Source organism: Pseudomonas sp. R37(2017) (assembly GCF_002113375.1).
Taxonomy (GTDB): Bacteria; Pseudomonadota; Gammaproteobacteria; order Pseudomonadales; family Pseudomonadaceae; genus Aquipseudomonas.
Map to the genome: position 1 here is coordinate 141,163 of NZ_NEHO01000012.1, position 25,548 is coordinate 166,710.

Sequence of the window (25,548 nt, forward strand, 5' to 3'; positions counted from 1 at the left end):
AGTCGCCGTTTTTTTGTCCGCTCGATTCAGAGGTCTTTCGGGCCTGCGACAGGTTTTGCGGTGGATTGTTTTTGCGCCCGCCATGAAGCCGGTGGCATCCCGAACTGACTGATGAACCCTGTGGGAGCGAGCCTGCTCGCGAAGACGTCGTGTCAGCCACCATAGCTATCGACTGACACACCGCATTCGCGAGCAGGCTCGCTCCCACAAGGATTGTGTTCCAACCTCACGCTTTCACGGCGACTGTACCAGCAGTCGCCGTTTTTTTGGGGCGGTCGATTCAGAGGTCTTTCGGGCCTGCGACGGGTTTTGCGGTGGATTGTTTTTGCGCTCGCCATGAAGCCGGCGGCATCCCGAACTGACTGATGAACCCTGTGGGAGCGAGCCTCACGCTTTCACGGCGACTGTACCAGCAGTCGCCGTTTTTTTTGGGCGGTCGATTCAGAGGTCTTTCGGGCCTGCGACGGGTTTTGCGGTGGATTGTTTTTGCGCCCGCCATGAAGCCGGCGGCATCCCGAACTGACTGATGAACCACCGCGTAAACGAACTCGCCATCGAGTAGCCCAGCATGTCGGCAATGCGACTGAGCGAGTAGTTCGGGTTGTCCAGATAGCGCAGCACCAGATCCCGGCGCACGTCGTTGATCACGTCGTTGAAGGCGCAACCGTCGTCCTTGAGGCGGCGTTGCAGGGTGCGTACGTTCATGCCCTGGCTCTGGGCGATCTGTTCGATGGTGGCGCGGCCCATGGGCAGCAGCAGGTAGATGGCCTTGCGCACTTCGAACAGCATCGAGGTGCCTTCGTGGCTTTGCAGTGAGTCGAGGTAGCTCTGGGCGTAGCGGGCCATGGCCGGGTCGGCGTTGGGGTTGGTCATGTCGAGGCTGGCGTCGGAGCAGACGATGCCATTGAACTCGCTGCCGAATTCCAGTTTGCAGCCGAACAGACGGCGGTGCAGGTGCAGGTTGTCCGGCGCCTGGTGCATGAAGTTGACGCTGTAGGGGTGCCAGTGCGAGCCGAGCAGGGCCGCGCAGAGGCGGAACATCACGCCGATGGCCAGCTCCGTGGCCTGGCGGCTGGGCATGGGGGTTTCGGTGACCACCTCTTCGCGGATGATCACCATCTTGCCGGCCTCTTCAATGAAGATGGCCAATGAATCATTCATCAGGTGCCGGTAATGCACCACCACCTGCAAGGCATCGCGCAGGGTGCGCTGGTGGCTGAGCAGCAGGCTGACCACGCCGAAGTCCGAAAGCTGGCGCGACTCGGCCATGCTCAGGCCGAAGGTCTGGCAGCCGCTGGCGGCGGCCGAGTCTTCCAGCAACCGGACGGCGGCATCGATATGGATGCGGTGCTCAGGGGCCAGCAGTTGGGCTCTGCTCAGGCCGACAGTGGCCAGTACGTCGCGCGGGTTGAAACCCAGGTATTGGGTAACCTCCAGGTAGTTGGTCAAGACAGCGGCGCGAACAAGCTTGGTCATGCGAAGGTCTTCCCTGTGCCGATGGCGATTGGCGTGAGCGTGGCGACTATATCCAGCGTATCAACAGTTGAACAGTTGTCATGTCGTCGATGGTTTTCATGCTGTGCGCTCATCCATCCACTACGCTGCTTGGAGCCATCAGCGCTCATCCGTTGATTACAGTGACCTTGCGCCAACCTGCGCGGTTTTTCGACCAGTGGTCTGGCTGTCCGGATGTCGGACAATTTGTCATCAAAAGAAAAGTGCCTGACGTCCAATGTAAAGCGATTCGGGTGGGCGCTCTTTAATGTCGAACCTACAAAAAGCCCCTGGCGAAAACAGCCAGTCGAGTTATCGAGAAAGCGAAGGTGTTGACCGTGGACAAACTGCAAACTGCCGCCACCGTTCTGATCGTTCCGGGTCTGCGCGAGCACGTGGCCGAACATTGGCAAACCTTGCTGCAAGCCAGGCTGTGCAAAGTGCGCAGCGTCCCGCCACTGGAGACCGACAAGCTCGATTGCATGGCTCGTGTGCGGGCGATTCAACACGAACTCGAGCAGATCGACGGGCCAGTGATTCTGGTGGCCCACAGCGCTGGCGTGCTGATGGTCGCGCACTGGGCTGCGCGTTTCAGTCGTCCGATCAAGGGCGCTTTGCTGGCCGCGCCACCGGACCTCGATGCGGTCTGGCCGGCCAACTATCCTTCTTCCGAAACCCTGCGTAGCCAGGGCTGGAATCCTCTGCCACAAGGCCCGCTGCCATTTCGCAGCATCGTGGCCGGCAGCACCAACGATCACCTTGCCACGCTGCCTGCGGTCACCCGCATGGCAGAAGGCTGGGGAGCCGAATTGCTCAATCTGGGCGATGTCGGTCATCTCAATCCGGCCGCAGGATTTGGCCAATGGCAGCAAGCCGAAGCACTCATCCTGGAGCTGGACCGCTAGTACAAGGAGCTGGATTGGCAGTACGCCACCGGCCATTGCCCTCATTCCTTAAACGCCACCCCAAAGAGGGCAGCGTGAGGGCGGCTGCGCTAAAACAAATACAAAAAGGGCGGAGACAACGCAATGCACAACAATAAGAGTCACGGTTTCACCGTAGCGCGCTACACCTTGCTGGCCTCGGCCATTCTGGCCGTGATCGCACCGGCGGCCCAAGGGGTCGAGATCGATCTGGGCAACCCGGACTGGACCGCGCGCCTGGATAACACCGTGAAGTACAACTACGGTGTGCGCACCGAAAGTGCCGACAAGCGCATGTTGGGAACGCCGAACAACAACGACGGCGATTACAACTTCCGCAAGGCCGGCACCAACATCACCAACCGTATCGACCTGTTGACCGAAATGGACGTGGTCTACAAGAACGCCATGGGCTTTCGCGTCAGCGCCGCCACCTGGTACGACAAGGCCTATGACAACACCGGTTCCAACTCCAACCCGTTCGTCAACGGCAATGGTTCGACGTCGGGCCTGATCGCCAACGACCCGCGCCTGGCAGGGGTCACCCATGACAACGTCGGCAATGGCAGCCCGCACCTGAGCAATTATGCCCAGCGCTACTACAGCGGTCCTTCGGGCGAAATCCTCGATGCCTTCGTGTTCTACAGCACCGAAGTGGGCGAGGAGTCGATACTCAGCGTCAAGGCCGGTCAGCACAACGTGTTCTGGGGCGAGACCATTCTCAACCCGGTGCATTCGGTCAGCTACGGCCAGTCCGGCCTCGATCTGGCGAAACTGGCGGCCTCGCCAGGTACGGAAGCCAAAGAGCTCTTTGTCCCGCGTAATCAGCTGTCGATGACCTTTACCGTCAACCCCGAGCTGACCGTGGGCGCCCAGTACTTTCTCGATTGGGACGCCGCTCGCCTGCCTGAAGCGGGCACCTACTACGGCGGCTCCGACCTGGTCGGTTTCGGCGCGCAGTCGTTCTTGCTGGGCAACACTAACGCTGTTGTACCTGGCAGTCCTCTGGGGTGCGGCCTGGCGCCGTGTAATGCGCTGACCAACGTACGTCGTGGCCATGACCTGACACCGGGCAGCAGCGGCGACTGGGGCGTCATGGCCAAGTGGTCGCCTGCGTGGCTGGATGGCACCCTCGGCGTCTACTACCGCGAGACCTCGGAAATCCTCCCGCAAGCCTGGCTGGACGCCCGAGGCATCAGCTCGGCCAACGCCAACGGCACCCGTCCGGCAGGGCAAGTGCCTGCGGTGGTCAACACCCTCAATTCGCTGGACACCGCCACCTATCAACTGGCCTATGCCGACAACATCAAGATCCTTGGCCTGAGCTTGTCCAAGGACGTGGGCGGGATCAGTGTCGGTTCGGACCTGAACGTGCGTCACAACATGCCGCTGGCCAGTATCCCGGCGATCGTCAGCACCACCAGCCCGCTGGGTCTGGGCAAAGGCCTGGGCCTGTTGCCTGCGCGTTCGGATGCCACTGGCGTGATCTACGACACCCCGCACCGCGGCGACAGCATGAGCGCCACCGGCGACACCCTGCACTGGACGCTCAACGGTCTGATGACCCTGCCGAAAACGCCGGTATTCGATCAGGCAACCGTGCTTGCCGAGTTGTACTACAGCAACCTGCTCAAGCTCGATAGCAAGAACGAAGCGCTCTACAAGGGCAAGGACAGCTATCGCGGCATCGATGCGCCGACTCGTGACAACTGGGGGCTGGCGGTCAACTTCACACCAACCTGGTACCAGGTGTTCCCGGGTATCGACCTCAACGCGCCGATGTCGGTCAACGTCGGTCTCGCCGGTGTGTCGCCGGTCTCCGGTGGCGGTGCCAAGGACACCGGCAACTATGCCGTGGGCGTCGGTGCCGTTGTGTACAACAAATACTTTGTCGACCTGAAGTACGTGGATTCCTTCGGCCAGGCCGACAAGTGCAACGTCAGCGGCGTGAGCACCGGCCCGACCGGCGGTGACGGCTCCACGCCAAACGCCTTCAGCGGCAACGAAAACTACGCCTGTTTCGCCGGCGGCTACTCGTCCTTCTCCGGAGGTGGTGCCACGACCGAGGACCGTGGCGCCGTGTACCTGACGATGAAAACAACATTCTGATTCACCACTGATTTGCTCAAAGCAAGCAGGAGAATAACAAGATGAAATGTGTACAAACCGTGTTGGCCGCTTCGCTGGCCATGGTCCTTGCCGCCCAGGCACAGGCCGCTGTTTCAACCCAGGAAGCTGCCAAGCTGGGCACCAGCCTGACCCTGGTGGGCGCCGAAAAGGCCGGGAACGCTGATGGTTCCATCCCCGCCTACAACGGTGGCCTGACCACCGCGCCGGCCAGCTTCAAAGCCGGCGACAGCATGCGCCCCGATCCGTTCGCCAGTGAAAAACCGCTGCTGGTGATCGACGGCAAGAACGTCGATCAATACAAGGGCCTGCTCACGGCCACCACGGTGGAACTGGCCAAGCGTTTCCCGACGTTCCGCGTCGACGTGTACCCGACGCACCGCACCGTTTCGCTGCCTCAAGCGGTTCTGGATAACGGCGTGAAGAACGCCAGCGGCGCCAAGTCCCTGGAAGGTGGCCTGGCCATCGACAACGTGCTGCCGGGCGTTCCGTTCCCGATTCCGCAGTCGGGCAACGAAGCGATGTGGAACTTCCTGCTGCGCTACCAGGGTGTCAGCATCAGCTCCAAGTACGACTCCTGGAACGTCGACTCGGCCGGCGTGCCGAGCCTGGCGATCACCGGGCAAGCGAACATCTCCTATCCGATCTATGAAAACCTCTCGCAGCCGATCAGCAGCGCTGACGTGTACTACCAGATGAAGCTGGCGTACACCGGTCCTGCACGCCGGGCCGGTGAGGCGATCATGCTCAAGGACGCCGCCAACCCATTGGAGCAGCCGCGTCGTGCCTGGCAGTACCTGCCAGGTCAGCGTCGCGTGAAACTGGCGCCGACCCTGGCCTACGACACGCCTAACCCGGGTACCGCCGGTGCGGGCACCTACGATGACGTGTTCGTGTTCAACGGTGCGCTGGATCGCTACGACTGGAAGCTGGTGGGCAAGCAGGAAATGATCGTGCCCTACAACACCTACAAGTTGACCTATGTGCAGGATCCGAAGTCGCTGACCACCGCCAACCACATCGCGCCGGACTTCGTACGCTGGGAAAAACACCGTGTATGGGTCGTCGAAGGCAACCTCAAGGCCGGCGCCCGTCACATCTATGCCAAGCGCCGCTTCTACCTCGACGAAGACAGCTGGACCGCTCTGGCCTCGGATCAATATGACGCCCGTGGCCAGCTCTATCGCGGTTCCTTCGCCTTCCTGAGCCAGAGCTACGACAAGCAGGTTCCGGACTCCACGCCGTTCATGATCTACGACCTGGTCGGTGGTTCGTACAACATCAACGGTGTGGTCGGTCCTTACGGCGGCATCAAGTACGTCGACCCGCTCTCCAAGGCGCAGTGGTCTTCGGAATCGCTGGCAGGCGCCGGCATTCGCTAAGCCAACCGCAAGCAAGCGCTCGCACGATCCACTGTGGGAGCGAGCCTGCTCGCGATGGACCAGAGGGCGACGCGGGCATCCAGAAAGCACGCGTAATCGTTAACGTTCATCGCGAGCAGGCTCGCTCCCACATGACCTGCACGGCGCAAGGTTTGAACGTCAGGCACACGGATGTGTGTCCCGGCGTGGTTTTCCGAAGAGGACGCAGTATGTGTTCGTATAAAAATAATATGTTGCAGCTGGCCTTTGGCGTTGTGCTTTGCCTGTCTCAGGGCATCACCCACGCGGCCGAGTACGTCGATGTACTGGACCAGCCGGCCAGGGTCAGTGCCCTGGCGATCAACAGCCCGTTGACCGGCATGACCCGTGCCGGTTCGCGTGTGATCACTGTCGGTCAGCGTGGCCACATTCTGTTCTCCGATGATTCCGGTCAGCACTGGCAACAGGCCTCTGTGCCGGTCAGTGCCGACCTCACCGCCGTGAGTTTCCCGACCGCCAGCCAAGGCTGGGCGGTGGGCAATGACGGCGTGGTGCTGCACAGCGACGATGCTGGCGCGACCTGGAAGAAGCAACTCGACGGTCGTCAGATCGGCGACCTGCTGATCAAGCATTATTCGGCACTGGCCAGTGCCGAGCCGAACAACGAGCAATGGCCGCTGCTGTCTGCCGAGGGCCAGAGGCTACTGGATCAAGGCGCGGACAAACCGTTGCTGGACGTCTGGTTCGCCAACGAAAAGACCGGCTATGTGGTCGGCGTGTTCAACCTGATCCTGCGCACTGACGATGGCGGCCAGAGCTGGACCCCGTTCCAGGATCGCACCGATAACCCGCAGGGTTTCCACCTCAACGCCATCGCCTCCACCGGCGACGCTCTGTACATCGCCGGCGAGCAGGGCCTGTTGCTCAAGTGGGACGACAGCGCGCAACGCTTCAATGCCGTGCCGACGCCGTATCAGGGCAGTTTCTTCGGCGTGCTCGGCAAGCCCGGCGAAGTGCTGATCTACGGCCTGCGCGGCAACGTGCTGCGCAGCACCGACGGCGGCCAGAGCTGGACCGCACTGGACAGCGGCGTGCACATCAGCATCACCGCGGGCCTGATCGACGCCCGTGGCAATTACCGTCTGTTCACCCAGGGCGGGCAGATGCTGGTCAGCCAGGGGACGGGCGCGCAGATGCATCTGCTGCGGCAACCGGTACCGACGCCGGTCGCCGGCGCTGCCCAGTCCACCGATGGCGCACTGGTGCTGGCGGGCAGCCGTGGCACCCGGACGCTGTCCGCCGATCCAGCCCTCGAACCCTAAAAGCGAGAACCCAGACATGGGCAATATCAAACAAGACGCCATGCCGGTGATTCGCGATGTGCGTGATTTCGATCAGCGCTCCGGCAACCTCCTCGAACGGCTGGTGTTCAACTTCCGCCCGCTGTTCATGCTGCTGATGGTGCTGGCCACCGTAGTGCTGGGCTTCATGGCCGTGACTCGCCTGGAGTTGCGCCCAAGCTTCGAAAAAATGATTCCCCAGAGCCAACCGTACATCCAGAACTTCCTGGAAAACCGCGCCTCCCTGCGGGGCCTGGGCAACTCGGTGCGGGTGGTGGTCGAAAACACCAAGGGCGATATTTTCGATCCCGACTACCTCGACGTACTCAAGCAGGTCAACGACCAACTGTTCCTCACCGAAGGCGTCGACCGTGCGTGGATGAAGTCGCTGTGGAGCCCGGGCGTGCGCTGGACCGAAGTCACCGAAGACGGTTTCCAGGGTGGCCCGGTGATGCCCGACACCTATGCCGGCCAGCCTGAACAGATCGAACAGCTGCGCCAGAACATCTCCCGCGCCGGCATCGTCGGCAGCCTGGTGGCCAGCGACTTCAAGTCGACCATGCTGATCGTGCCGCTGCTGGACAAAGCCGCCGCCGGCGGTCAACCCATCAACTACCACGCCTTCTCGCAGATGCTCGAAGAGCAGTTGCGCGACAAGATCGAATACGCCGGCGACAGCGCTGCGCGCAAATCCGGGGTCGAAGGCAGCGGCCATTACAAGGTCCGGGTGATCGGCTTCGCCAAGCTCATGGGCGACCTGATCGACGGCCTGATCCAGGTGATGATGTTCTTCGGCCTGGCCGTCGTTACGTCGCTTGTCATTATCTACGCCTACACCCGTTGCGTGCGCAGCACCCTGCTGGTGGTCGGCTGCTCGCTGATCGCGGTGGTCTGGCAACTGGGCATCGTCGCCTGGCTCGGTTACGCCATCGACCCGTACTCGGTGCTGGTGCCGTTTTTGATCTTTGCCATCGGCGTGTCCCACGCCGCGCAGAAGATGAACGGCATCATGCAGGACATCGCCCGTGGCACTCACAAACTGATCGCTGCGCGCTACACCTTCCGCCGTCTGTTCATTGCCGGCGTCACCGCGTTGCTCGCCGACGCCGTGGGTTTTGCGGTGCTGATGCTGATCGATATCCCGGTGATCCAGGACCTGGCGATCACCGCCAGCATCGGCGTCGCGGTGCTGATTTTCACCTCACTGTTGCTGATGCCGGTGGCGCTGTCCTACGTCGGTGTTGGCGCCAAGGCCGCCGAGCGCGCCCTGAAAATCGACACCCGTGCCGACAAGCACAGAGGCTTCGGCAAACTCTGGGACCTGCTCGATCGCTTCACCACCGCCAAGTGGGCCACGGGCGCCGTGCTGGTCGCGGTGTTGATGGGCGTTGGCGGCTATGTGGTCAGCCTCAACCTGAAGATCGGCGACCTGGAAAGCGGGGCGCCGGAGTTGCGCGCCGACTCGCGCTACAACCGCGACAACGCCTACATCACCCAGCATTACGCGCTGTCCAGCGACCTGTTCGCGGTGATGATCAAGACCGCGCCGGAAGGCTGCCTGAACTACAAGACCCTGGTCCTCGCCGACCGCCTGGCCTGGGAGCTGCAACAGTATCCGGGCGTACAGGCCACGGCCTCGCTGGTCAACGCGGTGCGGCAGATCACCGCCGGCACCTACGAAGGCAACCCCAAGCTCAACAGCATCCAGCGCAACCAGGACGTGCTCAACTACGCCGCCCAGCAAGCCTCGGTCAACTCGCCGGAGCTGTTCAACACCGACTGCTCGGTGATGCCGGTGATCGCCTTCCTCAAGGATCACAAGGCCGAGACCCTCGATGCCGTGGTGGCGATCGCCGACCAGTTCGCCAAGGAAAACAGCACCGAGGACCGCCAGTTCCTGCTCGCTGCCGGCAGCGCCGGGATCGAGGCGGCGACCAACATCGTGGTACGTGAAGCCAACCACACCATGCTGCTGTACGTGTATGCGGCGGTGACGCTGTTCTGCCTGATCACCTTCCGCAGTTGGCGCGCCACGCTGGTGGCGTTGTTGCCGCTGGTGCTGACCTCGATCCTCTGCGAAGCCTTGATGGTGGCCATGGGCATCGGCGTGAAGGTCGCGACCCTGCCGGTGATCGCCCTCGGCGTGGGTATCGGCGTCGACTACGCCTTGTACCTGCTCAGCGTGCAACTGCACTTCCAGCGCCAGGGCCTGCCGCTGTCCCAGGCCTACCGCAACGCCGTGTCCTTCACCGGTCGGGTGGTCGGGCTGGTGGGCATCACCCTCGCGGCCGGCGTGGTGTGCTGGGTCTGGTCGCCGATCAAGTTCCAGGCCGACATGGGCATCCTGCTGACCTTCATGTTCCTGTGGAACATGCTCGGCGCGCTGATCCTGATTCCGGCCCTGTCCTTCTTCCTGCTGCGCGAGCGGGCACCCCAGCCCGGTCCTGTTGCGGTCACCGAAAACACTGAATCCACTGAACGTCCCGGCATGCCGCATGCCGTGACCACTTCCGAGTAAGCCAAGATGTCTGACTACAAAGCTCCCCTGCGCGACATGCGCTTCGTACTCAACGAGGTTTTCCAGGTGTCCCGGCTGTGGGCGCAATTGCCCGGCCTGGCCGACGTGATCGATGAAGAAACCGCCGCCGCCATCCTCGAAGAGGCCGGCAAGATCAGCGGCGAAGTCATCGCACCCCTGAACCGCGCCACCGACGAGCAGGGCTGCACCTGGAGCGATGGCTCGGTCACCGCGCCAGACGGTTTTGCCCAGGCCTATCAAGCCTTCGCCGAAGGCGGTTGGGTGGGTGTCGGCGGTGATCCGCAGTACGGCGGCATGGGCATGCCCAAGGCCATTTCCGCGCAGGTCGAGGAGATGGTCAACTCGGCCAGCCTGTCGTTCGGCCTGTACCCGATGCTGACCGCCGGCGCGTGCCTGTCGATCAAGGCGCACGCCAGCGAAGAGCTCAAGCAACGCTATCTGCCCAACATGTACGCCGGCACCTGGACCGGTTCGATGTGCCTGACCGAGGCCCACGCCGGCACCGACCTGGGCATGATTCGCACCCGCGCCGAGCCACAGGCCGACGGCAGCTACAAGGTCAGTGGCAGCAAGATCTTCATCACCGGCGGCGACCACGACCTGACCGAGAACATCATCCATCTGGTCCTGGCGCGACTGCCGGACGCACCGGCGGGGCCAAAGGGCATCTCGCTGTTCCTGGTGCCGAAAGTGCTGGTCAATGCCGACGGTTCGCTGGGTGAACACAACGCGCTGTCCTGCGGTTCCATCGAACACAAGATGGGCATCAAGGCCTCCGCCACCTGCGTGATGAACTTCGATGGCGCCACCGGCTGGATCGTCGATGCGCCGAACAAAGGCCTGGCGGCGATGTTCACCATGATGAATTACGAGCGTCTGGGCGTGGGCATCCAGGGGCTGGCGCAGGGCGAGCGTTCGTACCAGAACGCCGTCGCATACGCCCGTGACCGCCTGCAAAGCCGTGCACCGACCGGCGCGCAGAACAAGGACAAGGCCGCCGACCCGATCATCGTCCACCCGGACGTGCGTCGCATGCTGTTGACCATGAAAGCCTTGAACGAAGGCGGCCGTGCATTCTCCAGCTACGTGGCCCTGCAACTGGACATCGCCAAGTACAGTGAAGACGACCTCGCCCGCATCCGCGCACAGGAACTGGTATCGCTACTGACCCCGGTGGCCAAGGCCTTCCTCACCGACATGGGCCTGGAAACCGCCCTGCATGGTCAGATGATTTTCGGCGGCCATGGCTACATCCGCGAATGGGGCCAGGAGCAACTGGTGCGCGACGTGCGCATCACTCAGATCTACGAAGGCACCAACGGCATTCAGTCCCTGGACCTGGCCGGGCGCAAGATCGTCGGCAGCGGCGGGGCGCTCTACCGCTTGTTCGCCTCGGAAATCCGCGACTTTACCGCTAACGCCAGTGCCAGCCTCGACGAGTTCACCAAGCCGCTGAATGCCGCTGTGGACACCCTCGACGAGCTGACCGCATGGCTGCTGGACCGGGCACAAAGCAACCCGAATGAAATCGGCGCGGCCTCGGTCGAGTACCTGCACGTGTTTGGCTACACCGCGTACGCCTACATGTGGGCGCGCATGGCCAACGCCGTGATGAGCGGCGATGCCGAGGACGACTTCTACACCAGCAAACTGGCGACGGCGCGCTTCTACTTTGCTCGGTTGCTGCCGCGCATCCGCTCGTTGAGTGCATCGGCCAAGGCCGGTAGTGACTGTCTCTACGAGCTGCAAGCCGATCAGTTCTGATCGAAAGGACAAGGAACCTTATTCATGATGGCGACAAAAATAATCCCGCCCGCCGACGGCGCCTATGCCTATCCCTTGCTGATCAAGCAATTGCTGCTGTCCGGCGTGCGCTACGAACCGGGTCGGGAAATCGTCTACGCCGACAAGCTGCGCTACAGCTACGAGACCCTCAACAAGCGTATTCGCCGCCTGGCCAATGCGCTGACCGCCGCCGGAGTCAAGGCCGGTGACACCGTGGCCTTGCTCGACTGGGACAGCCACCGCTACCTGGAATGCTTCTTCGCCGTACCGATGATCGGTGCGGTGCTGCACACGGTGAACATTCGCCTGTCGCCGGAGCAGGTGCTGTTCACCATGAACCACGCCGAGGATGACCTGGTGCTGGTGCATGATGATTTCCTGCCGCTGGTGGAGCAGATCCACGGTCGCCTGGAAACCGTAAAAGGCTACCTGCAACTCACCGATGACAGCGCCGCCAGTACATCGCTGCCGGTGCTCGGTGAATACGAGCACCTGTTGTCCCTGGCCTCGGACCAGTACGACTTCCCCGATTTCGACGAGAACTCGGTGGCCACGCTGTTCTACACCACCGGCACCACCGGCGACCCGAAAGGCGTGTACTTCAGCCATCGACAACTGGTGCTGCACACCTTGAATGCCGTCGGCACCCTGGGCGTCTATCAGGGCCAGCCGCTGCTGCGTTCCGACGATGTGTACATGCCCATCACGCCGATGTTCCACGTGCATGCCTGGGGTGTGCCGTATGTCGCGACCCTGATGGGCATCAAGCAGGTCTACCCCGGTCGCTACGAGCCCAACAGCCTGGTCAGGCTGTACCGCGAAGAGAAGGTGACCTTCTCCCACTGCGTGCCGACCATTTTGCAGATGATCCTCCACTGCGAGGAAGGCAAGGCCACTCGTTTCGATGGCTGGAAAATGCTCCTCGGCGGTAGCGCCCTGACCCTCGGTGTCGCCAGCGAAGCCAGCGCCAAAGGCATGGTGGTGCACGCTGGCTACGGCATGTCGGAAACCTGCCCGTTGCTGTGCCTGACCTACCTGCGTGACGAAGACCTCAAGCTGTCCGCCGACGCGCAACTGCCGATCCGCATCAAGACCGGCACGCCGGTGCCGATGGTCGACTTGAAGATCATCGACGCCGAGGGCAACGACGTGGCCCATGACGGTGAGTCCCTTGGCGAAATCGTGGTGCGCGCGCCGTGGCTGACCCAGGGCTATCTCAACGCCCCGGACAAAGGCGCGGAGCTGTGGCACAACGGCTGGCTGCATACTGGCGACATGGCCTCGATCGACAAGCTCGGCGGCGTGGAAATCAAGGACCGGATCAAGGACGTGATCAAGACCGGCGGCGAGTGGATCAGCTCCCTGGAACTGGAAAGCCTGATCAGCGAACACCCGGGCGTGATGTCCGTCGCTGTCGTGGGCATTGCCGACGAACAATGGGGCGAGCGGCCGATGGCGATGGTGGTGGGTGAGCCGGGGCACTTCCTCGACCGCAAGATCCTCGAAACCCACCTGCAAGCCTTCGTCGACGGCGGGCGCATCAACAAATGGGCGATCCCCAAGCAGTTCAAGTTCGTCGCCGAAATCCCCAAGACCAGCGTCGGCAAGATCAACAAGAAGCTGATTCGGGAAAGCGCAGCGAACTGAGGGATATTCCTGCCACTGATGTTGCCGTTGTTGTAGGAGCGAGCACGCTCGCGATGGTCGTTAACGATAACGCGTGCTATCTGGTTAAACGCAGCGCTCTTGAGTTAATCGCGAGCATGCTCGCTCCTACAGGAAACAGGAAACAGGAAACAGGAAACAGGAAACAGGAAACAGGAAACAGGAAACCATCGGTGCCAGGCGGTTTCTGGATAGATTGCGGGGCGTCATCTTTGTCATAGTCATCGCCAAAGATAACGCCCCGTCGGTCGCAGTTTTCAGCACCTGTGCCAAGCTGAACGGGGTATTGAACCACCGCGCATTCAAATGCCGGCCAGGAAAACCCCAGGAAGCCCACGACATGACCTCCACCCGTGCATCAGACATCCGCCAAGAGTTCTACAAAACTGTTTGGTTCTACTTCAAAGTGGTGTGGCCGATCTTCTCGATACTGTTGCTGGTGATCATTGCGTTCGGACTCATCATCGCCCAACTGGAAGGCTGGAGCCCTTATGACGGTATCTACTTCGCCTTCGTGACCGGCTTGACCATCGGCTATGGAGAGCTAGTGCCCAAACTGGGCGTCTCGCGAGTGCTGGCGATCCTGCTGGGCTTCAACGGCGTACTGTTGACCGCGACATTCGCGGCGATCAGTGTGCGGGCTATTGAAGTGACGGTGACGGCATCACGCAAAAGTGTGTAGGAGCGAGCAGGCTCGCGATGGAGGCCAACGATAACACTGGTTGTCTGGATAACCGCGTCATCGTTAACGTTCATCGCTAGCCTGCTCGCTCCTACAGTTTGTTCAAGCTTCCCAACCCGCCCCGCTCACCGCCGCCTGCACCAGTGGGTGCAGGTCCGCGCCCTGATGTTCCGTCTGCCAGGCCAGCAATTCCTTGCGCATGCTCGGCGCCCAGTACATCTGCATATGATTGCGCACGCTGAGCACCGCCTGTTGCTGATCCGGCTGGCTGGCGAAGTACTGGGCGATCTGGTTGGCCATCTTGATCAGGTTGTTCGTGCTCATCGGCGCACCTCCGCTTTGGCGCCGCGAGACTGACGGCGTTCGTCAAGCAGACGCTGCTGTTCATCACTGAATGCCTGGAAGCGTTTTTGCCACTCCGAAGGGTGATAGACGCGGCTGACCTCCACGGCGGTGACCTTGTATTCCGGACAGTTGGTGGCCCAGTCGGAGTTGTCGGTGGTGATGACGTTGGCGCCCGATTCCGGGAAGTGGAACGTGGTGTACACCACGCCTGGCGCAACCCGTTCGCTAACCCGCGCACGCAGTACGGTCTGGCCGGCGCGGCTGCCGATGCCGACCCAGTCACCCTCGTTGATGCCACGGCTCTCGGCGTCGGTCGGATGGATTTCCAGGCGGTCTTCGTCATGCCAGGCGACGTTGTCGGTGCGCCGGGTCTGGGCGCCGACGTTGTACTGGCTGAGGATGCGCCCGGTGGTCAGCAGCAGCGGATAGCGTGCGTTGACCTTCTCCTCGGTGGGCACGTAACCGGTGAGCATGAAGCGCCCCTTGCCGCGCACGAACTCCTCGATGTGCATGGTCGGCGTGCCGTCCGGTGCCTCGGCGTTGCACGGCCATTGCAGGCTGCCGTGGCGCTCGAGTTCCGCGTAGCTGACATTGGTGAAGGTCGGCGTCAGGCGGGCGATTTCATCCATGATTTCCGATGGATGCTTGTAGTCCATCCGGTAGCCCAGGGCGTTGGCCAGGGCCACGGTGCCTTCCCAGTCGGCCTTGCCGCCCAGCGGCTCCATCACCTTGCGCACCCGGGAGATGCGGCGTTCGGCGTTGGTGAAGGTGCCGTCCTTTTCCAGGAACGAACTGCCCGGCAGGAACACGTGGGCGAACTTGGCGGTCTCGTTGAGGAAAATGTCCTGCACCACCACGCATTCCATGGCCGACAGGGCCGCAGTGACGTGCTGGGTATTCGGGTCGCTCTGGGCGATGTCTTCGCCCTGGCAGTACAGGCCCTTGAAGGTGCCAGCCAATGCCGACTCGAACATGTTCGGAATGCGCAGGCCCGGATCGGGTTGCAGGGTGACGTTCCACGCCTGTTCGAACTCGGTGCGTACCGCCACGTTGGAGATGTGCCGGTAGCCGGGCAGTTCGTGGGGGAAAGAGCCCATGTCGCAGGAGCCCTGCACGTTGTTCTGCCCACGCAGCGGGTTCACGCCTACGCCTTCGCGACCGATGTTGCCGGTGGCCATGGCGAGGTTGGCGATGCCCATCACCGAGGTGCTGCCCTGGCTGTGTTCGGTGACGCCCAAACCGTAGTAGATCGCCGCATTGCCGCCGGTGGCGTACAGCCGGGCTGCGGCGCGGATGTCTTCAGCGGGCACACCGCAGATCGGGCCGATGACTTCCGGCGAGTTTTCCGCGCGGCTGACAAACTCGCTCCAGCGGGCGAAATCGCCGCCCTCGCAACGGGCGTCGATAAAGGCCTGGTCTTGCAAGCCTTCGGTGATGATCGTATGGGCCAGCGCGTTAAGCATGGCGACGTTGGTGCCGGGGCGCAGGGCCAGGTGCAGTTCGGCGCGGGCGTGCACCGTATCCACCAGATCGATGCGTCGCGGATCGATGACGATCAACCGCGCACCTTCGCGCAGGCGGCGTTTGAGCTGGGAGGCGAACACCGGGTGGGCGTCGCTGGGGTTGGCGCCCATCACCAGCACCACATCGGCCTGCATCACCGAGTCGAAACTCTGGGTGCCGGCGGACTCGCCCAGGGTTTGCTTCAGGCCATAACCGGTGGGTGAGTGGCAGACCCGCGCACAGGTGTCGACGTTGTTGTTGCCAAACGCGGCACGCACCAGTTTTTGCACCAGATAGGTTTCTTCGTTGGTGCAGCGGCTGGAGGTGATGCCACCGATGGAGTCGCGGCCGTAGGTCTGCTGCAAACGACGGAATTCGCTGGCGGCATAGGTCACCGCTTCATCCCAGCTGACCTCCTGCCACGGGTCGCTGATGTGCTTGCGGATCATCGGCTTGGTGATGCGATCCGGGTGGGTGGCGTAGCCCCAGGCAAAGCGTCCTTTGACGCAGGAGTGGCCGTGGTTGGCCTGGCCGTTTTTGTCTGGAACCATGCGTACCAACTGGTCGCCTTTCATCTCGGCGCGGAACGAACAGCCCACACCGCAGTAGGCGCAGGTGGTGATGACGCTGCGTTCGGGTTGGCCCAACTCGACCACACTTTTTTCCATCAGGGTCGCAGTCGGGCAGGCCTGCACACAGGCGCCACAGGACACGCATTCGGACTCGAGGAAGTTCTCGCCACCGGCGGCCGCCACACGGGACTCGAAACCGCGCCCGGTAATGGTCAGGGCGAAAGTACCCTGGGTTTCTTCGCAGGCACGTACGCAGCGGTTGCAGACGATGCACTTGCTCGGGTCGTAATCGAAATACGGGTTGGAGGTGTCCTTCACGTCCTCCAGATGGTTCTCACCTTCGTAGCCGTAACGCACCTCCCGCAGGCCGACCTGACCGGCCACGGTTTGCAGCTCGCAGTTGCCGTTGGCCGAGCAGGTCAGGCAGTCCAGCGGGTGATCGGAGATGTACAACTCCATGACGTTGCGGCGCAGGGTGGCGAGCTTGGGCGTCTGGGTGTGCACGGTCATGCCTTCGGTGACCGGTGTGGTGCAGGACGCGGGATAGCCGCGCATGCCATCGATCTCCACCAGGCACATGCGGCAGGAGCCGAAGGCTTCCAGGCTGTCGGTGGCACAGAGTTTCGGAATGGTGGTGCCCATCAGCGCCGCGGCGCGCATCACAGAGGTGCCTTCGGGCACGGTGATGCTGCGGCCATCGATGTTCAGGGTGATCTGCACCTGGCTTTCGCGAGCGGGCGTGCCCAGATCCATGTCGGTTTTCGGATCGAAGTAAGTGATCATTGCTCGGCCTCCGAGGCTTGCAGACCGAAGTCAGCGGGGAAATGCTTGAGTGCACTGGTCACCGGGTAGGCCGTCATGCCGCCCAGGGCGCAGAGCGAGCCATAGGTCAGGGTGTCGCAGAGGTCCTTGAGGAGGATCACCTGCTCGTCCCGTGCGGCGGTATCGGGAGCAGCCAGCAGGCGGTCCACCACTTCCACTCCACGGGTGGAGCCGATGCGGCACGGGGTGCATTTGCCACAGGATTCCTCGGCGCAGAACTGCAGGGCGAAACGCGCCATATGGGCCATGTCGAGGGTGTCGTCCGCCACCACCACACCACCGTGACCGAGCATCGCGCCAATGGCGGCGAAGGCCTCGTAATCCAGCGGCGTGTCGAATTGTCCCGGTGGCACCCAGGCGCCCAGCGGGCCGCCCACTTGTGCGGCTTTCAGCGGCCGGCCACTGGCAGTACCGCCGCCGTAGTCTTCAACCAGCTCGCGCAGGGTCAGGCCAAAGGCTCGCTCCACCAAACCACCGTGACGCACATTGCCCGCCAGTTGGAAGGGCATGGTGCCCAGGGAACGGCCCATGCCGTAATCGCGGTAGAACTGCGCGCCCTTGGCCAGAATCAGCGGCACCGAGGCCAATGTCAGCACGTTGTGCACCAACGTCGGTTGGCCGAACAAACCCTGCAAGGCAGGAATCGGCGGCTTGGCGCGGACGATCCCGCGCTTGCCTTCGAGGGAGTCCAGCAGCGCGGTTTCTTCACCGCAGATGTACGCACCGGCACCGACGCGCACTTCCATATCGAAAGCCTGGCCGCTGCCAGCGACATCCGCGCCCAGGTAACCGGCCTCTCGGGCGATGTTCAACGCTGCACGTAGTGTCGCCACTGCATCCGGATATTCGGAGCGCACATAGATGTAGCCGAAGGTGGCGCCGGTGCAGAGACCGGCAATGGCCATGCCTTCGATCAGCAGGAAGGGGTCGCCTTCCATCAGCATGCGGTCGGCGAAAGTGCCGGAGTCGCCTTCGTCGGCGTTGCACACGATGTATTTCTGCGCCGCCTGGGTGCCGCGCACCGTGCGCCACTTGATCCCGGCAGGGAAGGCCGCACCGCCACGGCCACGCAGGCCGGAATCGAACACCTCGGTCGCGGTTTGTTCACCACCGATGGCGATGGCTCTTTTCAGTCCCTCGAAACCGCCATGATCCTTGTATTCATCGAGGTCCAGCGGCTGGGTAATGCCGGCGCGGGCAAACAGCAGGCGTTGCTGAGTCTTCAGATAGGGCAATTCTTCCACCAGCCCCAGGGCCAGTGGATGAGCGGACGGCTCGCCTTGCAAGGCATCCAGCACCGACGGCACATCGGCCGCCGTCAACGGGCCGAAGCCGATACGACCTTGCGGGCTGTCCACTTCCAGCAGCGGCTCCAGCCAATACAGCCCACGGGAACTGGTGCGCTGCAGATCCAGTGGCAGATTGCGTTCTTTGGCCTGAGTGATCAGCGCCGTGGACACCTCATCGGCACCCACGGCACGGGCCAGGGAATCAGTCGGTAAATAAAGAGTCGGCATCACGCGTCCTCCCGGCAAGCATCAAGCAACGCATCCAGCCGCTCGGCGCTGAGTCGCGCATGCACCCGGCCATCCAGCTCCAGAGCGGGGGAACAGGCACAGGCACCCAGGCAATACACCGGCCGCAAACTGATGCTGCCATCGGCACTGCTGCCGTGGTCATCCAGTTGCAGACGCTCGCGCAACTGCGCCGCCAACTGCTCAGCCCCGCGGCTCTTGCACGACTCGGCGCGGCACAAACGCAAAATATGGCGGGCCGGCGGCGAAGTACGGAAGTCATGGTAAAAACTGATCACCCCGCGAACCTCGGCCTGGCTCAGGTTGAGGGTGTGGGCAATCTCGGGGACGGCGACATCGGGGACGTAACCGATGCGCTCCTGAATATCATGAAGAATGGGCAACAGCGCACCCGGGGTGCCCTTATGGCGCTCCAGCAGACTGTTGACCACAGGCAGGTGCAAACTCTCATCAGGCATTCAGCAATCCTCACGGTCACGGACACACCAGATGGTTGTCGGTTGTCCGAAAGTGTCGGCTGCGGCATTCACGCCACGTCACGGTATCGTGGCAGGCCGTTGGCCAGGGCACCCTGAGCGGGCATCTTGTCGCGCCCGGCACGGTCTTCGCCGCACCTCGAAAAGGGCATTACGGCAGCTTGCCACGCTGCTACTGATCGAACCGCACCAAAGCGACGTGCTCGGTTCTGCCTACGACTATCCATTAAGTCTAGATGAGCGTGGTGCGGGGGATTTGCTCAACGACGCAATGCCCGAGAGGGTTTGTCGATGAGGGATGTATATCAGGCATCACATGTCAGAAAAAGAATCAGATCGGTGGGTAAATCCAGGGAGCAGAGCTGCTCGATAGCGCGGATCTGATCAGTTGTGAGTTGGTAGTCGTAGACGCATTCATCATCCCTGACCCAGCCCATGATGGGCTTGAGATCGGCGACGGAAACCAGGATTTGCTTTTCGTAAGAGGCGAAATCTTCATCTTCAGGAACGCCTCTGATTATATGTTTAATGGTTCTACCTTCCTTGTCTCATAAAGAGGTTGCTCGTTCACAAGAGATAATCGACCTAAGCCTTCTCTAACCAAAACACTGATGAATAGCTTCAAATGGGTTGGAAGAGATTGTCCGATGATTTCTGAGATTTGAGCGACTTGCTTTCTTGCCAATAACTATTCTCCTTCTGCCATTGCATTCAGACTCTTATGGCCCAGGAGATTTACGATTTCATCGTTAACAGAACTGTCGAGTTCAAGCTCGAACTTGAGGGAGTCGTCTTCGGAACTGTCGGGAAGAAAACCACTAATACAGAGATACATAAGCTTGGTCCCCCCAAGAGGTGTTTGAGCCGCTGACACGCCTGTCCAGCGGTCCCTTTTTTTTGCGTCGCTCATGCAATGCAAGCTAGCTGAATGATGTGGCTTGTCTCTGCAAACCGACACCCCGTCCATCTCTCGATTTCGCGCAATTGCTCGGCGGACAGGTCGTAAACATATATTGCGTCCTCAGGGCTTTTCCATCCCATCAAAATCGAGTTCAGCTTCCCTGGCGGTAGATATTTCAATGCTTTCCAGCAATTCTTCGGTTCGACGATCGAAGATCTCAACTACATGCTCCATTTTTTAAATGTCCTTGCAGGCGTTCCAATCTCGTGCACGCGTTTCTCTGAGGTTGGCTACGTTCGTACCCCAATGAAAAGATCGAGCGCGGTCGGTAGGGGCTCATTGATCAATATCGCGATTTGCTGCACCTGTTCGCCACCAAGTAACTACTCCCCATCGGGGCTTCCCGCAAGGCTCGGCCATTCAAGAAGCTCAAGAACAGCCGCCTCATGTTCGGGCTTGATGGTGTAAATGTATTTCAGCGAGTCATCCTTATCATCACCTTGCAGAAAGCCGCTGATCCATAAAAACATAACGACCTTCGCTATTGCTCTAAACCGATGTATAGCTGCAAATGTGTTGGTAGAGATTGCCCAATGGCTTTTGATACTTGCGCGATTTGCTCGCTTGACATCAGCCACTCCCCCTCAGCCATGGCATTCAGACTTTTGTGACCTAGGAGAGTCGCGATTTCTTCGTTTAACGAACTGTCCAGATCAAGCTCAAATTTGAGGGAGTCGTCCTCGGAAGTGTCGAGCAGGAACCCACTGATACAAATATGCATAAATACCCCTATTTCTCTACTTTCCGACCTGGTTTGGCCGGTTTGGTTTGTTCACCGGTATTGGGGTCATATTCACCCAAATGCCACCCCTGTTTGTCATACATCTCGACAGTTGCGTGCTGGCTATCCCACTCATAGATCCGCCCCTTCCCATCTTTCCAACGTCTGCGAGCGGTGCCTCCACCCTGTACTCTCGTTTTGGAATGAGTTCTTACAGCGTCAGGAAAGGCAACCAGATCTTTTGGGGGGGAGTGATAGCTGTGATCACCGTTCAGAGGCCGCGAAAACACCAAATAAAGCGAATTCAGCCCAGTGTCTGCCGGAAAGACCAGAATGCAGTCGTCCGTTTCGATGTCGTCCCCCGCCGGATAGCCCTCGATCTGAGAGTCCGCCCCTTCCGGAATCGGGTGTACAAGAATTGTGCTTCGGCTATCGCCGGCGTCAGGGTGAACCATTGGCGGAATGCCTGAACGTTCCCGAGGCGTCCACAGAATGGTTACGCCGTTCAGCTCGGCTTCCAGCGCAGTCTTGGTGCTATTCCACCGGGCTTGCACCGTGCGTACCGTGTCATCCCCCAACGGTCCGGTATGGATGCCGTAAACCTGTAACACACCCTGCGCATCGCGACGGAACTGAAAGCGCACGCGGGTTGGAGCGCGCGTCATCCTGCGTAGCTGATCGTCGGTATAGAGCGTGCCGTCCGCTACTTTAGTCGGGAGCATGCCCAGCACAAACAGACCTGCCGGGTTTCCGCGAAGTACCCAGGTGTAGCCCTGTTGCAAAATGCCGACACCGGCTACGCGCGCCAGTACCGCATCGAAGCCTAGTGCAAGCCCCGCAGCCTCTGCCGCCGAGGGGACGAGCATCGACCCTGCCAGCATGACCTTGCCAAACTCCGAGGCGGGCAGGGTTTCGCTACCGACGTGCGTGCTCCTCCAATTGTCAGGTGTACAGCATTTGGCAAAAACCAAATCTGTACGCTCTTTGGGCGCTGGCCATTCGTCTTTTGGGATGTAGACCCGCTCTGGCGCTCGAGGCGGATTCCAGGCAGCCCAAGACGCGCCACCATTTGGACGTTTCCGAGGCCCGAGAAATTCGAAAGGATCTTTCTTCTTTGTTTCCTTGTTCACGACATTCCCTGTGTGAATTTTTAGAGAAGGGAGCTTGTCGGTCTGCTCCCCTCCCGGTCAATTCGACTCAGTAACCTAAAGTTACAGGCTGTCGTTGTACGCAAAATCCACTGCGTGCTTTCTGACGCGCAGGTTAAACACGTGATGGCTACGCAAGCGTATCGCCAACATCAATGCTGACTGTGATCAGCCGTCGAAACCGGGCGTAGTGCCAACGTTGCCATCGTCTTCACGCAGGCGTTGGCACAGCCCAACATCACTTTCAGGCCTTCCTGTTTCTGCAATATGCCAGTCCCCCTGTAGGAGCGAGATTGAACTGGCCTAATGCTCCGGGCGGCGTTCCGACGATGGACGTCAACGATAACGCGGGAAGTCTGAATGCCAGCGTTGTCTGGGCCTCCATCGCGAGCCTGCTCGCGAAAAACCTGAGGCAACCACCGTTCCTGCTGGCGACGTTGACATTGTCATTAGGCTCCGGCAGCATGGATCCCAATCGCGCCCGATCCTCTGGTGCTGGCTCAGTCCGGCATTACGTTCGGGCCTTCTTGTTTATGGAACATGGAAGTTGCCTAAGCTAGCCCCTCCGAAGCCTTTCCTTACGTATCCTGACATGGTTGCACTCCTGACCCGCAGGGGGGTGCAAATCGAAGACGCGTCACGTGCAGAACGCAAACTCGCGCAGCTAGGGTATTACCGTCTCAGCGGATTCTGGTACCCGGCGCGGGAATTCAAGAAGAACGGTCTTCAGCAAGAAGTCTGCCCGATCGCGGGCAAGCCTGTTCGTCTGGACACCTTCCAGGCAGCCACCTCTTTCGATGCGATCGTAGACCTTTACCAGTTCGATAAGCGATTGCGAATGCTCATGCTGGATGCAGTCGAGCGTCTGGAGGTCCACCTCAAGACCATAACGGCTCACGAGGTTGGGTATCACGATCCGATGGCCTACACCAATGCAAAATTCATTCTGCAAAAATGGACTCAACCGTACACGGACCGCAACGGTAGTAAGCGCAATAAGTGGCTAGAGTGGAGTCAAAAGCAGCAGTCGCATATCACGCGGAGCAGAGAGGACTGCATTCAGTGGCACCTGCGAGCCGATAAGTCCATTCCTGTTTGGGTCGCAGTGGAAGCTTGGGATTTCGGGGATCTTTCGGAGTTCTTTGAACTGCTCACTAACAAATATCAAAATCTAATACTCGCACGCCTCGGTTTGAACAACGCCAAGATGCTCAGCCGGTGGATGCAGCAAGTCAGCCATTTGCGCAACCGTTGTGCTCACCATACCCGCATCTGGAATCAGGCTTCGGCTAACCCGCTATCGGTCCCCTTGGAACCGTATTTTCAGGCGTTGGGGCTGGATCAGCACGCGCTCAAGCGGCTGTATGGGTTAATTGCGGTCATATGGTTTCTGCTACAGAAGATCGCCCCCGCTTCGACCTGGATCAACGAGGTTGCAGATCTGATCGATCGCAAGCCTGCTATGCCCGGCTGCACTTACAAAGCGATGGGGTTTCCAGATGAAACTGGCTTTCCTCGAGCACTGTTCGGGATCTAGCTGACACCAACGCAAACCTGAAAAACTCGGAGCTGATATCGCCAGATAGCCACACCCCTGCAGGAGCGAGCCTGCTCGCGAAAAACGCAAGGCATCACCCCTCGCTGCTCAACCTTTCAAACAGAAAAACTGTCGACCAGCTTTTTGAGTCGGGCAGTCTGCTGATTCAATTCGTCATTTGCGTTCATCGTTATCCGCAGGTTCTGCACGGCGGATTGGTTTAATGCATCTATCTGCGTTATATCGCTGTCAAGCGTTTCAAGAACGGCCGTTTGTTCCTCGGTCGCAATAGCCACCGATTGGTTCATGCCATCGATTTCACTGATGCGCATGGTTACCTTGCCAAGGTGTTCACCTGCCTGGCCAGCGATTTTCATGGTCTTTTCGCTGTGACGCTGACTTTCGGTCATCGTGATGACTGCCTCTCGAGCACCTGCTTGCAGTTGCTCGATCATCGAGTGGATTTCCTGCGTTGATTCCTGGGTACGGTGTGCCAGGTTGCGGACCTCATCTGCGACCACGGCAAAACCTCGACCCACTTCTCCCGCGCGAGCGGCCTCGATTGCCGCATTCAGAGCCAATAAATTGGTCTGCTCGGAGATAGCTTTGATCACGTCGAGAATATGGCCAATGTTTACCGCCTTGCTGTTTAGCGTCTCGATGGTGGCGCACGAAAAATGGATTTTCTCGGACAGTCCATTCATCGCTTGAATGGTCATCTCTACCGCTTGCCGGCTGCCTTCGACCTGACGGCGGGCTTCGGAGGCCTGGCGCGAGGCGTCGGCGGCATTGCTGGCAATCTCTTGTGACGCTGCACCCAGTTGATTGATCGCTGCAACCACACTGTTCGTGCGATTTGCCTGCTCCTGGGAATTGCTCATCGAGGAACTGGAAGCAGTGAGTACCAGCTGGGTCATCTCATTGACTTCATTGGAGACCGAGGATACTTCGCGAATCGAGCCGTGAATCCGCTCGACGAAACGATTGAAGGAAGCTGCCAGTTCACCAAACTCGTCCTGGCTGTGGAGGGTCAGGCGTCTCTTCAGGTCACTCTCTCCCTGCGCGATGTCTTGCATGGCCTGGCCCATTTCCCGCAGCGGCTGCATGAGCCAGTGAGTCAATAACCCGAGCAGGACGACAAAGGCCAGGACAGCGACAATCATCGCAGTTACCGCAGAGACGCGAAGCTTATCGAGTGCTGCGTAGGCCTGGTCCTTATCGATGGAGATACCGATGTACCAATTGACTGAAGGCAACCCTTCAATCGGCCTGAAGGTCAGTATTCGATTTGCTCCAGCGAGATTGATCTCACTGAATGTTTTATTGATTTCTGGAGTGTTGCCGGGAAAGATCTCGGAAAGTGACTTCATCATTTGATCTTGTATTGGGCTGAGTAGTACTTTCCCGTTTGCATTGACCAAGAAGACATAGCCCTGACCACCAAGGTTCACCGCGCCCAATAGATCGCTCAGGGCTTTGAGGCTGAGGTTGCCCCCGGTTACACCGACGATCTTTCCACCGTACTTGACCGGTGAATTTATGGAGAGCGATAGAATACTGATGGCCTGGTCGATGTAAGGCTCGCCAAGATGAATATTGGCGGATGCCACAGTGTCTTTGTACCAGGACTCAGTGCGAGAATCGTAACCCTTCGGCATCTCGGTTCCAGGGCTTGTCTGCAACGAGCCATCCGCCCATGCCAACGATGTCTGATAGAAACTTTCCTGCTGAGCTGCCTGCATCAACGTATTTTCAATATTTCCGGTACTGGGGTCCAATTCGAGGCTTTGCGTCATGTTCTCGATGACTTTGGTGCGTCCTGTCAGCCAGCTTTCAATATTATTTGCCATGACATAACCAACATCATCAAGATGACGTTGAATATTATCTTTAGTGTTGGTTAGTTGTAGATTGACGATGTAAATAATGAACAAGGAGAAAGTGACTATTACTACCAATGTTGCCGTTAAGAATATTTTGTGACTGAACTTCAAAGCTTTGAGCATGGCGTC

General features: G+C 60.0%; 18 protein-coding genes and 2 pseudogenes. 9 read left to right on the forward strand and 11 right to left on the reverse strand.

Translation table 11 applies throughout. The features are described from left to right. Positions 1 to 441: 441 nt before the first annotated feature. Positions 442 to 1,476: an AraC family transcriptional regulator gene (locus tag CAG47_RS19530; protein ID WP_085726474.1), complete on the reverse strand. Its 1,035-nt coding sequence runs from the start codon at positions 1,474 to 1,476 to the stop codon at positions 442 to 444. A 356-nt stretch (positions 1,477 to 1,832) separates the two neighbouring features. Here CAG47_RS19530 and CAG47_RS19535 point away from each other — a divergent pair, with 356 nt between their 5' ends. From CAG47_RS19535 to CAG47_RS19575, 8 genes are all read left to right on the forward strand, one after another. Next, the gene (locus CAG47_RS19535) at positions 1,833 to 2,399 is read left to right on the forward strand and encodes an alpha/beta hydrolase (protein WP_085726510.1); all 567 of its coding nucleotides are present in this window, start codon (positions 1,833 to 1,835) and stop codon (positions 2,397 to 2,399) included. A gap of 123 nt (positions 2,400 to 2,522) precedes the next feature. Further along, entirely contained in the window at positions 2,523 to 4,526 is a 2,004-nt protein-coding gene (locus CAG47_RS19540) for a DUF1302 domain-containing protein (protein ID WP_085726475.1), read from the forward strand. Between the two features lie 41 nt (positions 4,527 to 4,567). After that, positions 4,568 to 5,926 carry a DUF1329 domain-containing protein gene (locus tag CAG47_RS19545; RefSeq protein WP_085726476.1) on the forward strand — a complete coding sequence of 453 codons (1,359 nt, stop codon included), beginning with the start codon at positions 4,568 to 4,570 and terminating at the stop codon, positions 5,924 to 5,926. Between the two features lie 209 nt (positions 5,927 to 6,135). Next, on the forward strand, positions 6,136 to 7,227 hold the full coding sequence (locus tag CAG47_RS19550; protein WP_085726477.1) for a YCF48-related protein: 1,092 nt from the start codon (positions 6,136 to 6,138) through the stop codon (positions 7,225 to 7,227). Positions 7,228 to 7,243: 16 nt separating this feature from the next. Next, positions 7,244 to 9,763: an RND family transporter gene (locus CAG47_RS19555; protein ID WP_085726478.1), complete on the forward strand. Its 2,520-nt coding sequence runs from the start codon at positions 7,244 to 7,246 to the stop codon at positions 9,761 to 9,763. 6 nt (positions 9,764 to 9,769) lie between these two features. Continuing rightward, positions 9,770 to 11,548: an acyl-CoA dehydrogenase C-terminal domain-containing protein gene (locus CAG47_RS19560; RefSeq protein WP_085726479.1), complete on the forward strand. Its 1,779-nt coding sequence runs from the start codon at positions 9,770 to 9,772 to the stop codon at positions 11,546 to 11,548. Positions 11,549 to 11,572: 24 nt separating this feature from the next. Beyond that, complete coding sequence (locus tag CAG47_RS19565) at positions 11,573 to 13,216, forward strand: fatty acid--CoA ligase (protein ID WP_085726480.1); 1,644 nt, start codon at positions 11,573 to 11,575, stop codon at positions 13,214 to 13,216. Between the two features lie 358 nt (positions 13,217 to 13,574). Continuing rightward, complete coding sequence (locus CAG47_RS19575; protein ID WP_085726482.1) at positions 13,575 to 13,916, forward strand: potassium channel family protein; 342 nt, start codon at positions 13,575 to 13,577, stop codon at positions 13,914 to 13,916. Positions 13,917 to 14,018: 102 nt separating this feature from the next. Here CAG47_RS19575 and CAG47_RS19580 read toward each other — a convergent pair whose 3' ends face one another. The 8 genes and pseudogenes from CAG47_RS19580 to CAG47_RS19620 form a co-directional block, all read right to left on the reverse strand. After that, positions 14,019 to 14,240: a formate dehydrogenase subunit delta gene (locus tag CAG47_RS19580; protein WP_085726483.1), complete on the reverse strand. Its 222-nt coding sequence runs from the start codon at positions 14,238 to 14,240 to the stop codon at positions 14,019 to 14,021. Further along, positions 14,237 to 17,119, reverse strand: a complete 2,883-nt coding sequence (gene fdhF, locus CAG47_RS19585; protein WP_085726484.1) for a formate dehydrogenase subunit alpha — start codon at positions 17,117 to 17,119, stop codon at positions 14,237 to 14,239. Before fdhF ends, CAG47_RS19580 begins: the two co-directional genes overlap by 4 nt. Beyond that, complete coding sequence (locus CAG47_RS19590; protein WP_085726485.1) at positions 17,116 to 18,675, reverse strand: NADH-quinone oxidoreductase subunit NuoF; 1,560 nt, start codon at positions 18,673 to 18,675, stop codon at positions 17,116 to 17,118. The genes fdhF and CAG47_RS19590 overlap by 4 nt, the downstream gene beginning before the upstream one ends. After that, on the reverse strand, positions 18,675 to 19,151 hold the full coding sequence (locus CAG47_RS19595) for a formate dehydrogenase subunit gamma (RefSeq protein ID WP_085726486.1): 477 nt from the start codon (positions 19,149 to 19,151) through the stop codon (positions 18,675 to 18,677). The genes CAG47_RS19590 and CAG47_RS19595 overlap by 1 nt, the downstream gene beginning before the upstream one ends. Positions 19,152 to 19,857: 706 nt before the next feature. After that, complete coding sequence (locus CAG47_RS29385) at positions 19,858 to 20,136, reverse strand: pyocin S6 family toxin immunity protein (RefSeq protein WP_371917222.1); 279 nt, start codon at positions 20,134 to 20,136, stop codon at positions 19,858 to 19,860. A gap of 224 nt (positions 20,137 to 20,360) precedes the next feature. Then, a pseudogene (locus tag CAG47_RS29040) lies at positions 20,361 to 20,600 on the reverse strand (pyocin S6 family toxin immunity protein). A gap of 11 nt (positions 20,601 to 20,611) precedes the next feature. After that, on the reverse strand, positions 20,612 to 20,851 hold the full coding sequence (locus CAG47_RS29045) for a pyocin S6 family toxin immunity protein (protein WP_085726488.1): 240 nt from the start codon (positions 20,849 to 20,851) through the stop codon (positions 20,612 to 20,614). Positions 20,852 to 20,859: 8 nt separating this feature from the next. Next, positions 20,860 to 21,981: an S-type pyocin domain-containing protein gene (locus CAG47_RS19620; protein ID WP_085726489.1), complete on the reverse strand. Its 1,122-nt coding sequence runs from the start codon at positions 21,979 to 21,981 to the stop codon at positions 20,860 to 20,862. Positions 21,982 to 22,591: 610 nt separating this feature from the next. On the opposite strand from CAG47_RS19620, the gene CAG47_RS19625 reads away from it, so the two are divergent. Further along, the gene (locus CAG47_RS19625) at positions 22,592 to 23,536 is read left to right on the forward strand and encodes an Abi family protein (RefSeq protein ID WP_256577479.1); all 945 of its coding nucleotides are present in this window, start codon (positions 22,592 to 22,594) and stop codon (positions 23,534 to 23,536) included. Between the two features lie 116 nt (positions 23,537 to 23,652). Here the strand turns inward: CAG47_RS19625 and CAG47_RS29390 are convergent, their stop codons facing one another. Further along, positions 23,653 to 24,453, reverse strand: a complete 801-nt coding sequence (locus tag CAG47_RS29390) for a methyl-accepting chemotaxis protein (protein WP_371917224.1) — start codon at positions 24,451 to 24,453, stop codon at positions 23,653 to 23,655. Positions 24,454 to 24,510: 57 nt separating this feature from the next. After that, positions 24,511 to 25,542 (reverse strand): annotated as a pseudogene (locus tag CAG47_RS29395) (cache domain-containing protein); the annotation flags it as partial. Positions 25,543 to 25,548 lie beyond the last annotated feature (6 nt).

What these genes read in the sequence shown, in the direction of transcription:
- CAG47_RS19530 (WP_085726474.1), bottom strand. Translation starts at nt 1,476, where the DNA reads ATGACCAAGCTTGTTCGCGCCGCTGTCTTGACCAACTACCTGGAGGTT.
- CAG47_RS19540 (WP_085726475.1), top strand. Translation starts at nt 2,523, where the DNA reads ATGCACAACAATAAGAGTCACGGTTTCACCGTAGCGCGCTACACCTTG.
- CAG47_RS19545 (WP_085726476.1), top strand. Translation starts at nt 4,568, where the DNA reads ATGAAATGTGTACAAACCGTGTTGGCCGCTTCGCTGGCCATGGTCCTT.
- CAG47_RS19550 (WP_085726477.1), top strand. Translation starts at nt 6,136, where the DNA reads ATGTGTTCGTATAAAAATAATATGTTGCAGCTGGCCTTTGGCGTTGTG.
- CAG47_RS19555 (WP_085726478.1), top strand. Translation starts at nt 7,244, where the DNA reads ATGGGCAATATCAAACAAGACGCCATGCCGGTGATTCGCGATGTGCGT.
- CAG47_RS19560 (WP_085726479.1), top strand. Translation starts at nt 9,770, where the DNA reads ATGTCTGACTACAAAGCTCCCCTGCGCGACATGCGCTTCGTACTCAAC.
- CAG47_RS19565 (WP_085726480.1), top strand. Translation starts at nt 11,573, where the DNA reads ATGATGGCGACAAAAATAATCCCGCCCGCCGACGGCGCCTATGCCTAT.
- CAG47_RS19575 (WP_085726482.1), top strand. Translation starts at nt 13,575, where the DNA reads ATGACCTCCACCCGTGCATCAGACATCCGCCAAGAGTTCTACAAAACT.
- CAG47_RS19580 (WP_085726483.1), bottom strand. Translation starts at nt 14,240, where the DNA reads ATGAGCACGAACAACCTGATCAAGATGGCCAACCAGATCGCCCAGTAC.
- fdhF (WP_085726484.1), bottom strand. Translation starts at nt 17,119, where the DNA reads ATGATCACTTACTTCGATCCGAAAACCGACATGGATCTGGGCACGCCC.
- CAG47_RS19590 (WP_085726485.1), bottom strand. Translation starts at nt 18,675, where the DNA reads ATGCCGACTCTTTATTTACCGACTGATTCCCTGGCCCGTGCCGTGGGT.
- CAG47_RS19595 (WP_085726486.1), bottom strand. Translation starts at nt 19,151, where the DNA reads ATGCCTGATGAGAGTTTGCACCTGCCTGTGGTCAACAGTCTGCTGGAG.
- CAG47_RS29385 (WP_371917222.1), bottom strand. Translation starts at nt 20,136, where the DNA reads ATGGACGGGGTGTCGGTTTGCAGAGACAAGCCACATCATTCAGCTAGC.
- CAG47_RS29045 (WP_085726488.1), bottom strand. Translation starts at nt 20,851, where the DNA reads ATGCATATTTGTATCAGTGGGTTCCTGCTCGACACTTCCGAGGACGAC.
- CAG47_RS19625 (WP_256577479.1), top strand. Translation starts at nt 22,592, where the DNA reads ATGGTTGCACTCCTGACCCGCAGGGGGGTGCAAATCGAAGACGCGTCA.
- CAG47_RS29390 (WP_371917224.1), bottom strand. Translation starts at nt 24,453, where the DNA reads ATGACCCAGCTGGTACTCACTGCTTCCAGTTCCTCGATGAGCAATTCC.